The sequence below is a fragment of the Vitreimonas sp. genome (assembly GCF_036392335.1).
Classification (GTDB): Bacteria; Pseudomonadota; Alphaproteobacteria; order Caulobacterales; family Aquidulcibacteraceae; genus Vitreimonas.
In genome coordinates, this window is the sequence record NZ_DASVYD010000019.1 from 1 (window position 1) to 17,860 (window position 17,860).

Sequence of the window (17,860 nt, forward strand, 5' to 3'; positions counted from 1 at the left end):
CCTTTGATGACCGTTGTAGTCGGCGATGAGTCGCGCGACTACCCTCAAGCCATCGACGAGATCGTCTATCGCCGCGATCCGGTGATTTCTATCGAGACCGAAGAGTACGGCACGCTCCATCTGACAATGATGGAGTGTGACAAAGTCGCCAGTGCGGACCTGAAAGGGTCGCACTTTGTGCACTTCATTGCGCACGATCGAACAGTGCATTCTCAATCCATCGACGGAAAATTGGGGCTCAAATATTTCGGTGATGACGGCGACCGTGTCTTCCACGCAATTTTGACTGGCGAGTTCTTGGACTCAAATGTCAATCAAGAACGAACGGCGTTTATGTTCGAAGATGCGGTGATTGAACGCATCATAAAAGACGTCTGCACTCCACACATTGAGAGATTCCTTGAAGAACCTCTCGCACTGCTCAGCGGAACTCAGCGCGAGCGGATCGAAGCCATCACGGAGTCCTATCCATCGGTGGCGTTTGGTGACGTCGAAGAACTTCAACAGAAGATCCCCTCCGGCGAACTCAATGACGACGCCATCTATGGCCACCTGGCGCGCGAGCGTTTTCGTCGTGATCAACGGCAGGCCGAACGCGTGCGAACCGTTCTTACGCGACTCAAAACTGGCGACGTAACAGCTGATACTTTCGACCAGGCGATTGCCGAGGCGGGACAAGCAATTGAAGAGGCCGAGCAACGCAGCTTGGCAGAGTATGTTGTTCGCCGAAAAGTCGTCCTCGATTTTATCGAGATGCTACTTCAAAAGGTCAGAGATGATGAACGCGACAGCTCATATCAACGAGAGGATGTTCTTCATTCGCTGATATGCCCAATGCACGTCACTACGCTGGCGTCAGGAAAGCGGCGAGTGGAGCCATCGGCGTCTCATGACCTCTGGATCGTCGATGAACGCCTGACGTTTGCACGGTATTTCAGCTCAGACGTAGAGTTCTCCGTGCTATCGGAGGCTATCGACAGCGATGACCGCGCCGACGTCCTCATATTCGATTACGCTCACGGTCTTCGCCAAGCTGCTGACGCCCCGAAGGTCCTGCTGATTGAGCTGAAGCGACCCGGTCGGGAAGCTTACGATGACGACGAGAACCCGCATATGCAGGTGGAGCGCTACGTTCGCCGCCTTCTATCAGGAGACCTACGCGACGTTGCCGGTCGTCCTATCAAGCTTGATCAGAACACCGTTTTTCACTGCTTCATCGTCGCCGACATCATTGGTCGACTCGACGAATGGACTTTTACCTGGCAGCGAACGGCCGATGGGCGTGGCCGCATTTATCAGCCACGCGATGGTTTCAAGGGCTCAATAGAGTTGATCGGTTGGGACGCGCTACTGACGGACGCGCGCAGTCGTAATCAAGCGTTCTTCGACCGCGCAGGAATTTCCGGCAAGAGCTTCTTTACGGTGGACTGATGTTTCACCCGAACATAAGCAAAGAGCAAGTTCGCGCCCTCATCGGTGCAATGTCCGATAGTGACTTCGCGAGATTTCTCTACTGTCAGCATATGGCCGCCACGTTTATGGCGGTTGCCAAGTTCGAGAACATGGTCGTGTCTGCAATCCTCATTTGCGACGACATGAAAGTCGGCAAGACCGACCGGGCGGCCGACGCGGGAAGCGAACTTATCAGGAGGCACAATGCGCTGAATGCTTCGACACTCGGCTCGATGATCGGAATTCTAGAAAAGCACAACGTGCCGCTCACGGACATCTCTTATCTAAAGTGGCTCAAGAATAAGCGAGATCACTTCGTCCACCGCCTATTCCAATCCGGCGCATGGCCCGGCGACCTGGACCAGGAGGGCTGCCGGATCATGATCAGGCAATTGATCGCGATTCAGCGATGGCTAGAACGCGGAGAACAACAGATTTGGCGTATTCTGGAGCGCGCGGGATTCGTCGATGTTGATCGCTGCGAAGGCGGCTTGCTCGTCAGCAACGTGAAACTGAACGATCCCAACTTCTGGGGCTAGCGCGACTAGGCTCACCCTCCCCAATCCCACCGCTTTCGCCACCTAACCCCCTGACTTCCCTCACCCCGCCAAAAATCTATCCGACCGCTCTCAATCCCAGCGCATACTTCACGTGTCCTCACACGGGAGGGTTTCGAAGAGCTGCGAAGCTTTGAAATGTGCGGACATCGACCGGCGCGGCAGGCGCCGCTTCGATCCTCCGTAGCTCGAAGAGCGAAGGAGGATCGTTGAGGAAGTACGCGGCGTCGAATGCTCGACAGAGGTTCGGCGTTGGCGGCGAAGCGAACGACGCCTGCATTGCTCGCGGGGCATGAAACCGCGAGGCCCAGCATCCCTCGGAAGATGCTGACGCGCTGCACCGGTGAAATCTGGTGAATTCGGGCCTAAGGCCCCTCCGCGGTTTCCCTGGAGGTGAGCAGAGCAAGCCCTATCCCAGTCCGGGAATAACGGCCGATCACGGGGCGCGTTCGACGCGCATGCTGTCCGCGCGAGCGATCGCACAGCATATCTGAATCTAACTCGGCGCCTCTGACGCGCCCCGTCCTCCCGCTCTCGCGTGCGCGAGAGCGGTCCGCCGAAGCCTCGGCGAAGGCGGATCGATTGTTCCGATCGCAAGATCACCAAGCATCGCGCGCGTAGGGACGAGGGACGAGGGATTCGGGTTCGCCTGCATGTCGAGCGAGTCGCGCACGCAAGCACACGCGCCATCGCCCTAGTCCCTATTCGATCTCCCAATCAATCTCCCCCCGCACATCCACCGGCACACGCTCACACAACGCCTTGTGCAAGCTGGCTTGCGTCGACGCGCGCGGGGCGCGGAAGACGTAATCGATGCGATGTTTGGAGAAGGATTTGTCTTCGTTGATCAGTTTGCAGCCCAATTCTTCAAGCACGGCGCGATACGCCACAGAAGCGTCGCGCACGCGGCCTTCCGGAATTTCGTGCACTTCGAGCTCGCACACCGGATGGCCGTCGAACACGTAGATCAGGATCCACGTCACCGCCGCCGCGATCAGAGCGAAGTGCGGCATGTTGAGGCCCGCGATCAGCCCCAGGAGCGTCACGATGATCAGCCGCCCCGTGTCGCGCGTCGAGGCCGTGTCGGTGCGAAACCGCATCAGCCCGCCCAGGCCAAAGATCACGAAGCCGACGACCATGCCGTACGCCAGCACGATCTCGCCGACGACGGCGCCGACAAGGGCGTACATGATGTACACCTTCGGCATCTCCGCCTCTTCGCGCGTGTCGATCGTGCGCGCCGTGGTTGGATGGAACGCGATCGCGGCGCCCAGTGCGATGGCGAGCGCAAGGGCTGCGATGAATTCCACGATCTGCGGCCCATCGAGGAACCCCGCCCAACCGATCGACGGCAGCATCTGCGTCGTGTCTGCAAACATTCCCTCACCCCGCGAATCGAAACGCCGATGAGATCAAGAGCTTGTGGAGCGCCATTCGCCAAGCCCACTCGCCGCCCGGATGAACCGCGTCTGAACGGGAAAGGCCATTTCTGGGCAAAGCGAACCCTTTTTTTCGCCACGCGTTTCCGCCACATGACACACATGAACAGACGCCTCGCCCTGCTGGGCCTTTCCGCCCTGGTCCTCGCGCCGCAAGCGCTCGCGCAAGAGCTGCGCCCACGCACCAGCGAAGCCGCCACCTTGGTCACGCTGGAAGGCGCCGACCGCGCCGCAGCGCTCGCCCGCGTCAACGCCGCCTTGAACGGCGTGCGCGCGCTGCAGGGCCGCTTCGTGCAAACCTCGCCCGGCGGCAGCCGCGCCACCGGCACGTTCTATCTGCAACGCCCCGGCAAACTGCGCTTCCAATACGATCCGCCGGCGACCTTGCTGATCGTCTCGGACGGCAGCGTTGTCGCCATGCGCGACACGGCCATGCGCACCACGGAACGCACGCCTTTGCGGTCAACGCCGCTGCATCTGATCCTCGGCGAAAACATTAATCTGGAGCGCAATGCGCGCGTCATCCGCGTGTCGCGCGGCGGCGAATGGACCGTTGTCACCGCGCGCGATCGCACCGGTGAAATGGATGGCGCGCTCTCGCTGCATTTCGACGCGCAAGATCAATTGCGCTCCTGGGACGTCACCGACGCCACAGGCGCGCGCACGCGCGTGACGCTGTCGGACGTGATCCAACCCGCCAGCCTCGACCGTAATCTCTTCCGCTTGGAGGACATGCTCCCCAACCGGCCCCGTCGCTAAGCGTGGCGAAAATCGGGCGCGCCAGCCAAATTTGTAATGATTTGGCAAGGCCTTTCACCAGTGGAGACCTTGAATTTTTAGCTAATGTGATCTAGATACATCAGGCACGGTCGCCGCATATCCCCCTGGATTAGCGTCGTCCCCCCCGCTGACCGATCCAGCGCGGCGACCACTGCAGCCGGTTTTTCCCCTGCCGGCGAAACCGCGCCAACCCTCAAGGCGCAGAGAAGGCTCGGCCGCTGAACGCGCCGAGCCTTCTTGTTTTGGGCCCCCCACCGCCCCACACAGGGGCCATGCTCAAAATCGCCACCTGGAACATCAATTCCGTCCGCCTGCGGATCGAGATGGTCTGCCGCTTCCTCGGCGAAGCGAAGCCGGACGTCTTGTGTCTGCAGGAAATCAAATGCCGCGACGGCGAGTTTCCCGCCAAGGCGTTCAAGGAAGCCGGCTACAAGCACATGCACGTCGTCGGCCAAAAGGGCTGGCATGGCGTGGCCATCGTCTCAAAGCGCAAGCTCGAACCGATCGAAGCGCCGCCGCTCTGTTCCAAGCAAGAAGCGCGCGTCGCCACCGCTTTAATCGACGGCATAGAGCTGCATAATCTCTACGTTCCCGCCGGCGCCGACGTGCCCGATCCTGTCGCCAATCCAAAATTCGCGCACAAGCTCGACGTCCTCGACCGCATGAAGCGCGACTACAAGAAACGCCGCGGCAAGGCGCCGATGATCCTGGTCGGCGATCTCAACGTGGCGCCGGGCGAGAACGACGTCTGGAGCCACAAGCAGCTGCTCGATGTTGTCAGCCACACGCCGGGCGAGACCACCCGCTTGGAGGCCGCACGCGAAGCGGGCGGCTTCGTCGACCTAGCGCGCCACCACAAGCCCGACCCGGAGAAGCTCTTCACCTGGTGGAGTTATCGCAGCCCCGATTGGACCAAGAACAATCGCGGCCGCCGCCTCGATCACATCTGGGCCACCGCTGATCTGGCCCCCGCCTCGCAAGCGGACGCGTTCCACATCCACGTCCCCTGCCGCTCCTGGGACCGCCCCAGCGATCACGTGCCGGTCGTCGCCGGCTTCAAACTCTGACGCGTCGTCGCAACCCGCATTGAGCGACCGGTCGCTCTCGGTACGATACGCGACTTCAGCTCTGGGGGAATACGCGATGCAACTTTCACGACGCACACTTCTTGGCGCAGGCGCGGCCGGCGCAGCGCTGCTTGCCGGCTGCGCCACGAGCGCCCCCGTCGAAACCGCCGCGCCCGATTGGAACGCGCGCATGCACGCGATCCTCGACCGCGCCGTGGAGGCGACGCTGCGCCGCGCGCCGGAACGATGCACAAGCCTGGGTCTCACCGAGGCGCGCGCTGGCTACCGATTCATCGACAAATTGAGCGACGCCTCCAAGGCCGCGAACCGCGCCGCGCGCGCCGAGACGCAAGCCGCGCTCAACGATTTGCGGGTCATCAATCGCGACTGGTTGGAGCCACGCGAACGCGTCACTTACGATGTCGTCGCCACAGCGTGGGAAAACAGTCTCGCCAATTCCGCCTTCGAAGTCGGCAACGGCGCTGGCAGTCCGTACATCGTCACCCAGCTCACCGGCGCTTATCGCAATACCCCGGACTTCCTCGACAATCAGCACCCGCTGCGCACACGTGACGAAGCCGACGGCTTCCTCGGCCGCCTCGACGCTTACGTCCGCAACCTGGACGAAGAGACCGCCATTATCCGCGAGGACGCCGCTGCCGGCGTGATCCCGCCCGATTTCGCGATCGACCGGACGCTCACCCAAATGGACGCCTTCACGTCCACGCCAGCCGCGCAGAACCTGCTGGTGCAAACGCTGGTGCGTCGCTTGCCGCAAACGGCTGAACTGACCGATGCCGAGCGCGCCGCTTACATTAGCCGCGCGGAAGCCGCGGTGCGCGATGCGATCTATCCGGCCTATGAGCGCCAAAAGTCGGCCTTACGTGAAGTGCGCCGCAACGCCGTACATGACGCCGGCATCTGGCGTTTGCCGCAAGGCGCGGAAATGTACGCAGCGGCCCTGCAAAGCCGCACAACCACGACAATGTCGCCCGATGAGATTCACAACATCGGCCTCGAACTCATCGCGCAATTCCACAGCGAGATGGATCAAATTCTGCGTAGCCAAGGCATGACGCGCGGCAGCGTCGCGGCCCGCGTGCAACAGCTCTCGCGTCGTCCAGACCAGCCCTACCCAAACACCGACGCCGGCCGCGCGCAGATTCTCGCCGACCTCAACACGCAAACGCGCGCGATCGAAGCGATGATGCCGCGCGCCTTCAACACACTGGCGCGCGCGCAATTGGAAATCCGCCGCGTGCCGGTGACAACAGAGGCTGGCGCGCCGGGCGGCTATTACCAGCGGGCCGCGCTCGATGGGTCGCGCCCTGGCGCCTATTACATCAATCTGCGCGACACGTCCGAATGGCCGAAATTCACGCTGCCGACGCTGAACTATCACGAAGGCGTGCCGGGCCATCACTGGCAGATTTCGATCCAACAAGAATCTGGCTCGATCCCGTTCATCCGTAGCGCGATGTTGGGCTTCAGCGCCTTCAGCGAGGGCTGGGGGCTCTACGCCGAACAGCTCGCCGACGAACTTGGCGCGTATGACGCCGATCCGCTCGGCCGCTTGGGCTATCTGCAATCGGCGACATTCCGCGCCTCGCGCCTCGTCGTCGACACCGGCATGCATCACAAGCGTTGGACACGCGAGCAGGCGATCGCCTCGATGGTCGAAGCCACGGGCGATCAGGAAAGCTCCGTCACCACCGAGATCGAGCGCTATTGCGTGTGGCCGGGCCAAGCGTGCTCCTACATGGTCGGGCGCCAAGCGATTAATCGCATGCGTGACAGCGCTCGCGCCGCGCTTGGCGCGCGTTTCGATTTGAAGGGCTTCCACGACACGATGCTCGCGAATGGCGCGGTGCCGCTCTCAGTCCTTGAGCGCATTATGAACGAGTGGGCCGCCAACCAAGCTTAGACCCCACACCTTTAGCCCCCGCGCACGGGGCCTTACCGCCACGGAACACCCCCATCCGCGCATTGCTGCATTGAATTTCGCATTGCTACCGGTGGCAATTGCGGTTGCGGCAGTGCGCCCCCTTGGCCGCGCAGAACCTGTTTGACATGGCGTCTCTCAAGCACGCTTCTTGCACGCAAACGCACGCGCGCGGCCGACACAGCCGCGTCTGGAGGGATTCCGTGACCGCAAGCATTCCCGGCCTTCACCCGGCCCCGACGAAGCACAAAAAGCTCGTAGAATGGGTTGAGAGCATCGCCGCTTTGGCCAAGCCGGACCGCGTCCATTGGTGCGACGGCTCGGACGCGGAATGGGAGCGTCTCACGAGTGAACTCGTCGCCGCCGGCACGCTGAAGAAGCTCGACGAAAACAAGCGCCCGAACTCGTTCTATGCCGCCTCCGATCCGAAGGATGTCGCGCGCGTCGAAAGCCGCACCTTCATTTGCTCGCAAGAGCAAGGCGACGCTGGTCCCTCGAACAATTGGGTCGCGCCGGCGGAAATGCGCGCCAAACTCAATGGCCTGTTCGACGGCTGCATGCGTGGGCGCACCATGTACGTCGTGCCATTCTGCATGGGCCCGCTCGGCTCGAAAATTTCGCAGCTCGGCGTGGAAATCACCGATTCCGGTTACGTCGCCGCCTCGATGCGCATCATGACCCGCATGGGCAAAGGCGCGCTCGATCAGATCGGCGACGACGGCTTCTTCGTGCCGGCCGTGCACACGCTCGGCGCGCCGCTTGCGGCCGGCCAGAAGGACGTGCCGTGGCCCTGCAACGAAGAGAAGTGGATCGTGCACTTCCCGGAGACGCGGGAGATTTGGTCTTACGGCTCCGGCTACGGCGGCAACGCACTGCTGGGTAAGAAGTGCTTCGCGCTGCGCATCGCGTCGGTGATGGCCCGCGATGAGGGTTGGCTCGCCGAGCATATGCTGATCCTGAAGCTCACCAGTCCGGAAGGCCAAGCCAAATACATTGCCGCGGCTTTCCCGTCGGCCTGCGGCAAAACCAATCTCGCCATGCTGCAGCCGACCATCCCCGGCTGGAAGGCCGAGACGATCGGCGACGACATCGCTTGGATGCGCTTTGGCGATGATGGCCGATTGTATGCGATCAACCCGGAAGCCGGCTTCTTTGGCGTGGCGCCCGGCACCAGCGCCAAGACCAACAAGTCCGCGCTCGACACGCTCTACGCCAACACCGTGTTCACCAACGTCGCGCTCACCAAGGACAATGACGTCTGGTGGGAAGGGCTCACCGACACGCCCCCGGCTGGCCTCACCGATTGGCAGGGCAATCCCTGGATGCCGGATTCCAAATTCCCGGCCGCGCATCCGAACTCACGTTTTGCCGTGCCCGCCGGCCAATGCCCTGTGATCGCGCCGGAATGGGAAGATCCCAAAGGCGTGCCGATTGACGCGATTCTGTTCGGCGGCCGGCGCGCCAGCGCCGTGCCGCTCGTGACCGAAGCGTTCGACTGGGCGCACGGCGTGTTCTTGGCCTCGAACGTGGCCTCCGAAGGCACCGCCGCCGCCGAAAACAAGGTCGGCGAATTGCGCCGCGATCCGTTCGCGATGCTGCCCTTCTGCGGCTATCACATGGGCGATTATTTCGCGCATTGGCTGAAGGTCGGCGAGCGCCAAGGCGCCAAGCTGCCGAAGATTTTCTTCGTCAATTGGTTCCGCAAGGATCAGAACGGCAAGTTCATTTGGCCGGGCTTCGGCGACAACAGCCGCGTGCTGAAGTGGATTGCGGAGCGTCTGGACGGCAAGGCGGCCGCGCTGGATACGCCGATCGGCCGCGTGCCGACGAAGAACGCGCTCGACACGAGCGGGCTGAACATCGCGGATGAAGCCTTGGATCTGCTGCTCGGCGTCGATCTCGACGTGTGGGACGAAGAAGCCGCGCTGGTGACCCCGCACTATGAAAAATTCGGCGATCGTCTGCCACAACGCTTATGGGACGAGCACGAAGCGCTGCTCGCGCGTCTGGCCGACGCACGCAGCGGCAAAGTGAAGATCGCCGCCGAACGCGGTCCGGCTTCGCCGCGCGTCGCCGCCAATTAAGCGCCGTCGCTTCGGAAGAGAAAAGCGCCTCGGTTGAGCCGGGGCGCTTTTTGTTGGCGCGTGACTCGCGTCACATCGCTAGGCCTGAAGGCCTAGTACCTTGGCTTCATCGGAACACGGGGTTCCGGGGAGCAAACCAATGACCAAGTTCTACAGCCTGATCGCAGCCGCCGCAGTGTTCATGCCCTTCGCCTTCGCCACCGTCACGCAAGCCGCGCAAATCGTGGCGTAATCCCAGAATGCAAAATCCAAAACGCTAAAAGGCCCGGAGCGATCCGGGCCTTCTTCATTCGCGGGCGCCAATTGCGAGCACGGTCTGCAGCAAGCGCGAACTCAGGAAACGGTTCTCGCAAGCCACGCCGACCAGTCGCGGTGGCCGGCCAGCCTGCACGATCTCGGCGAACCAAGCCGAACTATCCGGCACGCAAACCCAGCCGTGGGCGCGTCGCAACGGAACACTGCTGGTAAAGCGATCCGGCTCTAGACGCATGCAGGGGTCCGCCAACAGCGCATCCAACGCGGCCCCGGCCTCCATTGATGCTCGCCCGGTGCGCACGGGGAATCGCTCGGCCAGTGTCGGCGACAGCGGCGCCCAATCCGCGGGCGGCGGATACGATGGCGGCATGACGGGCGGAGGCGGCGGCGCGCTATAATCAATGTCCTGCCGCGCGAAATACCAATCGCCTCTCCCGTCGCGCCACGCAGTCACGAAATTATCCCGCGCCCACATTCCTGTTGGCGGCGCCCGCAGGCGAATCCGCGTTGTGGCGACGGCGGCCTCCGGGGGCAGCGGCGTACGTTCGACCGATGCGCGAATGTTCTGATCGTATTCGGCGACCGCCGGATTTTGCGCGGGATCGGCGAGCCGCATGAGCTCCGCGCGATCTACATTCTCAAACGCCGGACATTCCGACAGGCGGGGCAAACGTTCCGCGCTCTGCTCATCCTGCATCGAAGCGCAAGCGGCGAGGACGCTCGCCGCCAGCACCAATCCCAACGCTCGTATCATTGCGTTCCCCGCCGCGTGCAGCCCTTGGCCATTTAGCGGCGAGGACGCTCAAACCTGCAAGCGGTAACCGCCGGTCTCCGTGATCAGCAGCTTCGGGCTCTGCGCATCCGGCTCGATCTTTTGACGAAGCCGGTAGATGTGCGTCTCAAGCGTATGGGTGGTGACATTGGCGTTGTAGCCCCAGACCTCACGCAGCAACTCGTCGCGGCCCACCGGCTTCTCGCCCGAGCGATAGAGATAGCGCAGGATCGCGGCTTCCTTGTCGGTGAGACGGATCTTCTTTTCCTGCGGATCGATCAGCAGCCGCATCGCCGGGCGGAATTCATAGGGTCCTATGCGATAGACCGCGTCTTCGCTGGCCTCGTGACTGCGCAGATGCGCGCGGATGCGCGCCAACAGCACCGAGAATTTGAATGGCTTCAGCACGTAATCGTTGGCGCCGGCGTCCAGGCCCTGAACCTGCTGCTCTTCTTCCTGCGCCGCGCCCGTCAACATGATGATCGGCGCTTTGACGCCTTGGTCGCGCAGCTGCTTGCAGGCCTCGAAGCCGTCCATGTCCGGCAGGCTGACGTCGAGCACGATGGCGGCGGGCTTTTGCTCAGCGGCGGCGGCGAAGCCTTCCGCGGCCGACGCTGCGCCCACGCCCCCGAAGCCATCTTCGAGGTCGAATTGTTCGACCAACGCCTGACGGAGGTCAGCATCGTCGTCGATAATGAGGATGGTCGTTTCGCGTGACATCGGCCGTCCAAGAGCAGGCATAGAGCCTAACCTGACCCTTATGACCATGTCCTTTCACGCTTTTGCAATCGCGCGCGCGATTTAAGCCCTATTTCCGAACAGCGCCGAGCCGACCCGGACTTGGGTCGCGCCAAAGCGGACCGCAGTCTCGAAATCGTCGCTCATGCCCATGCTGAGCGTGGAAAGGCCGTTACGGGCGGCGATCTTCGCCAGGAGCGCGAAATGCATGGCCGGCTCCTCGTCCACCGGCGGGATGCACATGAGGCCCGCGACCGGCAGGCCGTATTCCTCACGCACGGCCTTAATGAAGGCGTCCGCCTCGGCGGGCGCGACCCCGGCCTTTTGCGGCTCCTCGCCCGTATTCACCTGCACCAGCACCTCGGGGCAGCGGCCCAGTTTCTGCGCCGCGTCGGCCAGCGCCTTGGCCAGCTTCGGCCGATCGAGACTATCGATGGCGTCAAACAGCGCGACCGCGTCTTGGGCCTTGTTGGATTGCAGCGGACCGATCAGGCGGAGCTTGAGATCGGCAAACCGGGCGCGGCGCTCGGTCCAGCGCGCTTGCGCTTCCTGCACCCGGTTTTCGCCGTAGAGACGCTGGCCCGTGGCGAGCATGGCCTCGACGCGCTCGTCCGGCTGTTGTTTGGATACGGCCACCAGCGCCACATCCTCCGGGGCGCGCATGGAGGCCCGCGCCGCATCACCGATGCGGGCGAGGATGGCGGCGCGATTGGCGGCGATATCGGAAATGAGGTCCATGGGCTCTATACACGCACTAGCGGCGCAGGCGCGGCGGCTCAACACCGAGGCGGGCGCGCCATCGATTCCGTGGCTGTATTTCTTCACCGATCCCCTGCGCACGCCTGACCCATGCGCGATCGCCAAACGGCTGCCGCGCGGCGCGGCGGTGGTCTATCGCCACTTTGGCGCGGATGACCGCAACGCTGTCGCGCGCAAGCTCGCTGCCTTGTGCCGCTCACGCGCGTTGCTGCTGCTGGTCGCGGGCGATCCGTCTTTGGCGCGGCGCGTCGGCGCCACCGGCGTGCATTGGCCGGAAAAGCGGCTGCCGGCGCGCCGCGATCATGGTTTTGCGCTTGAGACTGCCGCCGCGCACTCGACCGAGGCCTTGGCGCGCGCTGCGGAATTTGGCGCCGACGCCTGCATCCTAGCGCCAGTTTTCGAAACCCGCAGCGTCTCAGGCAATCCCCCGCTCGGCCTGTTTCACGCCAGTCAGATGGCCCGTTCCGCGTGTCTGCCGGTCGTGGCGCTGGGCGGCGTCGACGCACGCAGCGCGCGCTGCTTGAGCGGGCGAGGTTTTGCTGGAATTGCGGCGGTGGATGCGTTCGGCGCTTAGAAGCGGAACGCCGACTCGACGCGGACGCCCGCACGCGGCTCTTCATCGCGGTCCGGCGCCATCGGGCTCAGCGCCGGCGCGGTTTCGACGCTGACTTCGCCGCCGACACGGACGCTTGGCGTGAACTGATAGAAGGCGCCGACGGAGGTCTGATCGCCGCGGCTCTCCGGCAAACGCTCAATGCGTTGCGCTTCGCGCACATCGAGCGTTACGCCCCAACGCTGGCTCAGCGCCCAGGTCGGCGCCAGGGCCCGGTCATTCTCGGCATCGCCGGTAATGGTTTCGGTTACCCCATTCGAGGTGGTGAAGCGCTGGTACCATGGCACCGCAGCGCGGCTGGCCGCGTTTTCGGTGACAACCACGGGGGCGGCGGCGGGGCGGTCTTGCGCATGCGCGACGCCGGCCGTCGCCAGAACGGCGGCCCCCGCGATCACGAATGCAGACCCCTTAAACACGTCAATCCCCACAGCTGGGTTGCCCTAGCAGAGCAATATAACCGAATCGATGCCCGGACGCAGTGAACTTTAGGACACAGCTGCAACGAATATTTTGTCAAAAACCCGCCCCTCTGAGTCCGGTTCCAGCCAATTAACCATTGGGGCGAGAGCGCCGCCACAACATCGCCGGGTTCGCAGTGGACCCCTGGCCCTCCACCGAGCGCATGTTATATGGGCGCTCGCGCTGCGTCGGGGGACGACGCAGCCACACCGAACGCGGAGGGAATGCTGATGTCGCAGGCTGGGCGCATGCTCGTGAAGGGCGCACTTTTGACGGTCGCCGTGCTCGGGCTCTCCGCCTGCTCGATCTTCGGTCGTGATGACGACAATGGCTCGTCGTCGGCCGGCTCGGCCGTCGAAGAAGGCATCGGCGTCAATTCGTTCCTCTGGCGCGCCTCGCTCGACACGCTGAACTTCATGCCGCTGGCCTCGGCCGATCCGTTCGGCGGCGTCATCATCACCGATTGGTATTCCGACCCGACGACGCCGAACGAGCGCTTCAAGGCCACCGTCTATATTCTCGACACCCGCCTGCGCGCCGACGCGCTCAACGTCTCGATCTTCCGCCAGCAGCAACAAGGCGGCGCCTGGGTTGATGCGACCGTCAATCCGGACACCGAAATCCAGATCGAGAACGCAATCCTGACGCGCGCGCGCCAACTCCGCCTGGGCCAGCTGCCGCAGTAAGGCATTACGCGCCATTGCCGGAAATCGGGCGCTCCTCTAAGGGGCGTACGTATGTCGTCCAGGTACAATCACCGCGAAGTCGAGCCGAAATGGCGCAAGCGTTGGGCTGAGTCCGCGATCGATCGCGCACTCACGCCCGAAGAAGCCCAAGGCAAGAAGAAAGCTTACGTGCTTGAGATGTTCCCCTATCCCTCGGGGCGCATCCATGTCGGCCATTCGCGCAATTACACGATGGGCGATGTGATCGCGCGCTTCCGGCGCGCCAACGGCTACAACGTGCTGCATCCCATGGGTTGGGACGCGTTCGGCCTGCCGGCGGAAAACGCGGCGATGGAGCGCGGCATTCATCCCGGCGGCTGGACGCGGCAAAACATCGAGGCGATGCGCGACCAGCTGAAATCGCTCGGCCTCGCCATCGATTGGTCGCGCGAAATCGCCACCTGCGACGAGACCTATTACAAGCATCAGCAAGCGATGTTCCTGGCGTTCTGGAAGAACGACCTCGTCTATCGCAAAAAGCAGAAAGTGAATTGGGACCCGGTCGACATGACCGTGCTCGCCAATGAACAAGTCGTCGACGGCAAGGGCTGGCGCTCGGGCGCGACGGTCGAAACGCGTGAGCTCGAACAATGGGTGTTCCGCGTCACCGCCTACGCCTATGATCTGCTCGACGCGCTCGGCAGGCTCGACAAATGGCCGGACAAAGTTCGGCTAATGCAATCGAATTGGATCGGCAAAAGCCAAGGCGCGAAGATTTGGTGGGACATCGCCTCCGCGCCGGATTTCCTGCCGGCGTCTCCAGCGGGCGAACCGAACCACGCCCGCGATCCCATTGAAGTCTACACCACGCGTCCGGACACGCTGTTCGGCGCGAGTTTCCTCGCGCTCGCGCCGGATCATCCGCTGACGAAGGCGATCGCCGAACATCGCCCCGATGTCGCGGCGTTCATCGCCGAATGCGCAGCCCTCGGCACCAGCGAAGCCGACATCGAAAAGGCCGAGAAAAAGGGCGTCGATCTCGGCGTGCGCGTGAAGCACCCGTTCGATCCGAGCTGGGAATTGCCGGTGTGGGCGGCCAATTTCGTGCTCTCGTCGTATGGCACGGGCGCGATCTTCGGCTCGCCGGCTGGCGATCAGCGCGACCTCGACTTCGCCAACAAATACAAATTGCCTTTCAAACCCGTCGTGCTGCCGCCCGGCGCGGACGCCGCGACCTATGCCGTGACCGACGAAGCGTTCACCGACGACGGCGTGATCTATAATTCGCGCTTCCTCGACGGCCTCTCTACCCGCGACGCGATTAATCGCGCGATCGAAGAGCTGGTGAAGCTCGGCAAGGGCGAAGCGACGACGCAATATCGTCTGCGCGATTGGGGCGTGTCGCGGCAGCGGTATTGGGGCTGCCCGATTCCAGCGATCCATTGCGCCAAATGCGGCGTCGTGCCTGTGCCGGCGAAAGATCTGCCGGTCACGCTGCCGGAAGACGTCACCTTCGACAAAGACAAGCCGGGCAATCCGCTCGATCGCCACCCAACCTGGAAGCATGTGAGCTGCCCGACTTGCGGCGGCGCTGCGACCCGCGAAACCGACACGCTCGACACCTTCGTGGATTCGAGCTGGTATTTCGCGCGCTTCACTGACCCGACCAATCCGGACGCGCCGTTCGACAAGAAGGCCGCCAGCTATTGGCTGCCGGTCGATCAATATGTCGGCGGCATCGAGCACGCGGTTCTGCACCTGCTCTATTCGCGCTTCTTCACCCGCGCCATGCGTGATTGCGGCTTCCTCGACGGCCCCGCCGACGGCGAGCCGTTCAAGAGCCTGTTCACACAAGGCATGGTGGTGCACGAGACGTACAAGTCGGCTTCGGGCGCTTGGTTGTTGCCGGAAGATACGGACGTCAAAGATGGCAAGCGCATCGAACTGAAGACCGGCGCACCGGTAGAAGTCGGCGCCATCGAGAAAATGTCGAAGTCCAAGAAGAACGTCGTCGATCTCGACGCGTTCATTCAGGATTTCGGCGCCGACGTTGCGCGCTGGTTCGTACTCTCGGACTCACCGCCCGAGCGCGACGTGGAATGGACTGCCTCCGGCGTCAAAGGCGCCTGGAATTTCGTGCAGCGTGTTTGGACGCTCACCGATGCCCACGGCCATCCCGCGCCGAAGCCCGGCGAAGCCGCGCCCGCAATGTCGCCCGAGGCGCACGCGCTGCGCCAGCTTGCGCATCGCGCCATCCAAAGCGTCACCGACGACATCGAGAATTTCCGCTTCAACGTCGCGGTCGCGCGCAGCTACGAACTCGTCAATGCCATCGCCAAGCTGAAGAGCGACGACGCCGGCAGCCTGTTCGCGCGCGGCGAGGCGCTGCGCATCCTGGCGCAATTGATCTCGCCCTTCATGCCGCACTTGGCCGAAGAATGCTGGGAGAAGCTGGGCTTCGCCGGTTTCGTCGCCACCACGCCCTGGCCCGTCGCGGACCCGGACCTGGCGGCGCGCACCACCGTCACGCTGCCGATCCAGGTGAACGGCAAGAAACGTGCGGAAATCGAAGCGCCCAAGGGCGCCGCCGAGGCCGACGTGCGTGAGCTTGCGCTGCAACACGAGGCGGTGAAGCCCTTCTTGGAGGGCGTTACCGTCCGCAAGGTGATTGTCGTCACCGATAGGATCGTCAATATCGTCGCGAATTGATCGCGGGCGGAGAACACCTGATGCGCGTACTGATCGCCAGCCTTTCGCTTCTGCTGCTCGCGGCCTGCGGCTTCCAGCCGATGTACGCGCCGGCCGGCGGCGGCAATGCCATCGGCCCAGTGAGCATCGTCGAGATCGAGGGCAAGGCCGGCCACGTGCTGCGCACGGAGCTGACCCGCCTGCTCGCGGTCGAGAATGACGGCTCGCCGCCGATGGAGCTGGAAATCACGCTCTCGGAGAGCGTCAGCAATCTCGGCATCCGCGTCGACGAGTCCGCCACCCGCGCGGAATTGCGCCTCACCGCCAATTACGTACTCACCCCGCCGACCACCAGCCAAGGCCGCGTCATGCGCGGCTCGGTGATCACCACGGTCAATTACGACATCCCGACCGCGGCCTTCGGCGAGATTGCCGCGCAAGACGACGCGCGCGAGCGCGCCGCCGAAACCATGGCGCAGCGTTTCCGCGCCGAACTCGCCATGCGCGTGGCGCAAGCGCGGGCGCAGAGCGCCGCACGGTGAAGATCGCGGGCGCCTCGATCCGGCGCTTTCTCGACAAGCCGGACAAAGCGGTCCGCGCTGTTTTGCTCTACGGCCCCAACGAAAGCTTCGTGCACGAGGCGGCGCAAACCCTCGCCGCCTGGGCGCTCGGCAAGTCCGACGATCCCTATGCCATCACCAAGATGGGCGACGACGAGATCAAGAAAGACAGCGCTAAGCTCGCCGACGCGCTCGCCGCGCAATCGCTGCTGGGCGGGCCGACGATCGTCTGGGCGCGCATCAATGGCAAAGGCGGCGACGAGGCGATCCTTGACGCGCTGGGCGCGATCGAAGCCGGCGCGCCCAGCGGCTACCTCATTGTCGAAGCGGGCGATCTCGGCTCAACAGCGTCACTGGTGAAGGAATTTGGCGCGGCCAAGAACGCCGCCGTCATCGCCTTCTACGAAGAGACCGACGCCGAGCGCGCGCAATACGCCAAGGCGCTGGCCAAGGATTTGAAGCTCGCCTTCGATGCCGACGCCGAGGAGATCTTTGTCGGCGGCCTGCCGCCCGATCGCGGCCTGGCGCGCCAAGAGATCGAGAAGCTCGCGCTCTACGCCCACAATCTCGGCCGCCCGATCAGCATCGAGGATCTTGAAGCGCTCATGGCCAGCGAAGCCGAGAGCGCGCTCGACGCCGCGTCCCTCGCGGCCGCGCAAGGGCGCGCGGCGCAAGCGGTGGAATCGCTGGCGCGGATCGATGCCCTCTCTGGCGTCTCCGCGCTCCGCGCCCTGTTGCGTCGCCTGCACCAATTGCGCGATGCGCGCGCGCTGATCGACCAGGGCATGAGCCCCACCGACGCCATCGCCAAGCTGCGGCCGCCGGTCTTCTGGAAAGAACGCGACGCGGTCGCCGCCCAAGCGCGGCTCTGGACCGCCAAGAAGCTCAACGCCGCCTATGATGTGCTCTGGACCGCGGAGCTGCGCAGCAAAACAGCGGGCGCGCCGCAGGAATTGATCGCCGCGGACGCGTATCGCGGCGTCGCCAAGCTCGTCGGCAATTAGCTCTGAAACGCGATTGCACCTGATGC

At 63.5% G+C, this 17,860-nt stretch carries 15 protein-coding genes and 1 pseudogene; 11 read left to right on the plus strand and 5 right to left on the minus strand.

Going from position 1 to position 17,860, the window contains the following annotated elements; all coding sequences use genetic code 11:
* Both VF769_RS03905 and VF769_RS03910 read left to right on the plus strand, forming a co-directional pair.
* Positions 1 to 1,431, plus strand: a pseudogene (locus tag VF769_RS03905) (hypothetical protein); the annotation flags it as partial.
* Positions 1,431 to 1,991, plus strand: a complete 561-nt coding sequence (locus tag VF769_RS03910; protein ID WP_331007060.1) for a hypothetical protein — start codon at positions 1,431 to 1,433, stop codon at positions 1,989 to 1,991. The pseudogene VF769_RS03905 and the gene VF769_RS03910, both read left to right, overlap by 1 nt.
* Before the next feature lie 719 nt (positions 1,992 to 2,710).
* Here the strand turns inward: VF769_RS03910 and VF769_RS03915 are convergent.
* Positions 2,711 to 3,388, minus strand: coding sequence for a hypothetical protein (locus VF769_RS03915; protein ID WP_331007061.1), 678 nt, complete (start codon positions 3,386 to 3,388; stop codon positions 2,711 to 2,713).
* Positions 3,389 to 3,550: 162 nt separating this feature from the next.
* Between VF769_RS03915 and VF769_RS03920 the strand changes: the two genes are divergently transcribed.
* From VF769_RS03920 to VF769_RS03935, 4 genes are all read left to right on the plus strand, one after another.
* Positions 3,551 to 4,207, plus strand: a complete 657-nt coding sequence (locus VF769_RS03920; RefSeq protein WP_331007062.1) for a LolA family protein — start codon at positions 3,551 to 3,553, stop codon at positions 4,205 to 4,207.
* A gap of 293 nt (positions 4,208 to 4,500) precedes the next feature.
* Positions 4,501 to 5,295, plus strand: coding sequence for an exodeoxyribonuclease III (locus VF769_RS03925; protein WP_331007063.1), 795 nt, complete (start codon positions 4,501 to 4,503; stop codon positions 5,293 to 5,295).
* Positions 5,296 to 5,371: 76 nt separating this feature from the next.
* The gene (locus VF769_RS03930) at positions 5,372 to 7,219 is read left to right on the plus strand and encodes a DUF885 domain-containing protein (protein ID WP_331007064.1); all 1,848 of its coding nucleotides are present in this window, start codon (positions 5,372 to 5,374) and stop codon (positions 7,217 to 7,219) included.
* A gap of 221 nt (positions 7,220 to 7,440) precedes the next feature.
* Positions 7,441 to 9,321, plus strand: a complete 1,881-nt coding sequence (locus tag VF769_RS03935) for a phosphoenolpyruvate carboxykinase (GTP) (protein WP_331007065.1) — start codon at positions 7,441 to 7,443, stop codon at positions 9,319 to 9,321.
* A gap of 286 nt (positions 9,322 to 9,607) precedes the next feature.
* Here VF769_RS03935 and VF769_RS03940 read toward each other — a convergent pair whose 3' ends face one another.
* The 3 genes from VF769_RS03940 to VF769_RS03950 all read right to left on the minus strand — a co-directional run bounded on the left by VF769_RS03940 (position 9,608) and on the right by VF769_RS03950 (position 11,824).
* On the minus strand, positions 9,608 to 10,330 hold the full coding sequence (locus VF769_RS03940) for a hypothetical protein (protein WP_331007066.1): 723 nt from the start codon (positions 10,328 to 10,330) through the stop codon (positions 9,608 to 9,610).
* Positions 10,331 to 10,378: 48 nt separating this feature from the next.
* Positions 10,379 to 11,068, minus strand: a complete 690-nt coding sequence (locus tag VF769_RS03945; RefSeq protein ID WP_331007067.1) for a response regulator transcription factor — start codon at positions 11,066 to 11,068, stop codon at positions 10,379 to 10,381.
* Between the two features lie 81 nt (positions 11,069 to 11,149).
* Entirely contained in the window at positions 11,150 to 11,824 is a 675-nt protein-coding gene (locus VF769_RS03950; protein ID WP_331007068.1) for a YggS family pyridoxal phosphate-dependent enzyme, read from the minus strand.
* Between VF769_RS03950 and VF769_RS03955 the strand changes: the two genes are divergently transcribed.
* Positions 11,823 to 12,419 carry a thiamine phosphate synthase gene (locus VF769_RS03955; protein ID WP_331007069.1) on the plus strand — a complete coding sequence of 199 codons (597 nt, stop codon included), beginning with the start codon at positions 11,823 to 11,825 and terminating at the stop codon, positions 12,417 to 12,419. The two genes, VF769_RS03950 and VF769_RS03955, sit on opposite strands and share 2 nt — an antisense overlap.
* Here VF769_RS03955 and VF769_RS03960 read toward each other — a convergent pair.
* Positions 12,416 to 12,874, minus strand: a complete 459-nt coding sequence (locus VF769_RS03960) for an NtrZ family periplasmic regulatory protein (protein WP_331007070.1) — start codon at positions 12,872 to 12,874, stop codon at positions 12,416 to 12,418. The genes VF769_RS03955 and VF769_RS03960 overlap by 4 nt on opposite strands.
* Before the next feature lie 273 nt (positions 12,875 to 13,147).
* Between VF769_RS03960 and VF769_RS03965 the strand changes: the two genes are divergently transcribed.
* The 4 genes from VF769_RS03965 to holA are packed head-to-tail and all read left to right on the plus strand — an operon-like array spanning position 13,148 to position 17,834.
* Positions 13,148 to 13,603, plus strand: a complete 456-nt coding sequence (locus tag VF769_RS03965) for a DUF3576 domain-containing protein (RefSeq protein ID WP_331007071.1) — start codon at positions 13,148 to 13,150, stop codon at positions 13,601 to 13,603.
* 51 nt (positions 13,604 to 13,654) lie between these two features.
* Entirely contained in the window at positions 13,655 to 16,291 is a 2,637-nt protein-coding gene (leuS, locus tag VF769_RS03970; RefSeq protein WP_331007072.1) for a leucine--tRNA ligase, read from the plus strand.
* A gap of 20 nt (positions 16,292 to 16,311) precedes the next feature.
* Positions 16,312 to 16,812 carry an LPS assembly lipoprotein LptE gene (lptE, locus tag VF769_RS03975; protein WP_331007073.1) on the plus strand — a complete coding sequence of 167 codons (501 nt, stop codon included), beginning with the start codon at positions 16,312 to 16,314 and terminating at the stop codon, positions 16,810 to 16,812.
* A complete protein-coding gene (gene holA / locus VF769_RS03980) occupies positions 16,809 to 17,834 on the plus strand; it encodes a DNA polymerase III subunit delta (protein ID WP_331007074.1) in 1,026 nt (341 codons plus the stop codon). The genes lptE and holA overlap by 4 nt, the downstream gene beginning before the upstream one ends.
* The last annotated feature ends 26 nt before the right edge of the window (positions 17,835 to 17,860 follow it).

What these genes read in the sequence shown, in the direction of transcription:
- VF769_RS03910 (WP_331007060.1), top strand. Translation starts at nt 1,431, where the DNA reads ATGTTTCACCCGAACATAAGCAAAGAGCAAGTTCGCGCCCTCATCGGT.
- VF769_RS03915 (WP_331007061.1), bottom strand. Translation starts at nt 3,388, where the DNA reads ATGTTTGCAGACACGACGCAGATGCTGCCGTCGATCGGTTGGGCGGGG.
- VF769_RS03920 (WP_331007062.1), top strand. Translation starts at nt 3,551, where the DNA reads ATGAACAGACGCCTCGCCCTGCTGGGCCTTTCCGCCCTGGTCCTCGCG.
- VF769_RS03925 (WP_331007063.1), top strand. Translation starts at nt 4,501, where the DNA reads ATGCTCAAAATCGCCACCTGGAACATCAATTCCGTCCGCCTGCGGATC.
- VF769_RS03930 (WP_331007064.1), top strand. Translation starts at nt 5,372, where the DNA reads ATGCAACTTTCACGACGCACACTTCTTGGCGCAGGCGCGGCCGGCGCA.
- VF769_RS03940 (WP_331007066.1), bottom strand. Translation starts at nt 10,330, where the DNA reads ATGATACGAGCGTTGGGATTGGTGCTGGCGGCGAGCGTCCTCGCCGCT.
- VF769_RS03945 (WP_331007067.1), bottom strand. Translation starts at nt 11,068, where the DNA reads ATGTCACGCGAAACGACCATCCTCATTATCGACGACGATGCTGACCTC.
- VF769_RS03955 (WP_331007069.1), top strand. Translation starts at nt 11,823, where the DNA reads ATGGGCTCTATACACGCACTAGCGGCGCAGGCGCGGCGGCTCAACACC.
- VF769_RS03950 (WP_331007068.1), bottom strand. Translation starts at nt 11,824, where the DNA reads ATGGACCTCATTTCCGATATCGCCGCCAATCGCGCCGCCATCCTCGCC.
- VF769_RS03965 (WP_331007071.1), top strand. Translation starts at nt 13,148, where the DNA reads ATGTCGCAGGCTGGGCGCATGCTCGTGAAGGGCGCACTTTTGACGGTC.
- leuS (WP_331007072.1), top strand. Translation starts at nt 13,655, where the DNA reads ATGTCGTCCAGGTACAATCACCGCGAAGTCGAGCCGAAATGGCGCAAG.
- lptE (WP_331007073.1), top strand. Translation starts at nt 16,312, where the DNA reads ATGCGCGTACTGATCGCCAGCCTTTCGCTTCTGCTGCTCGCGGCCTGC.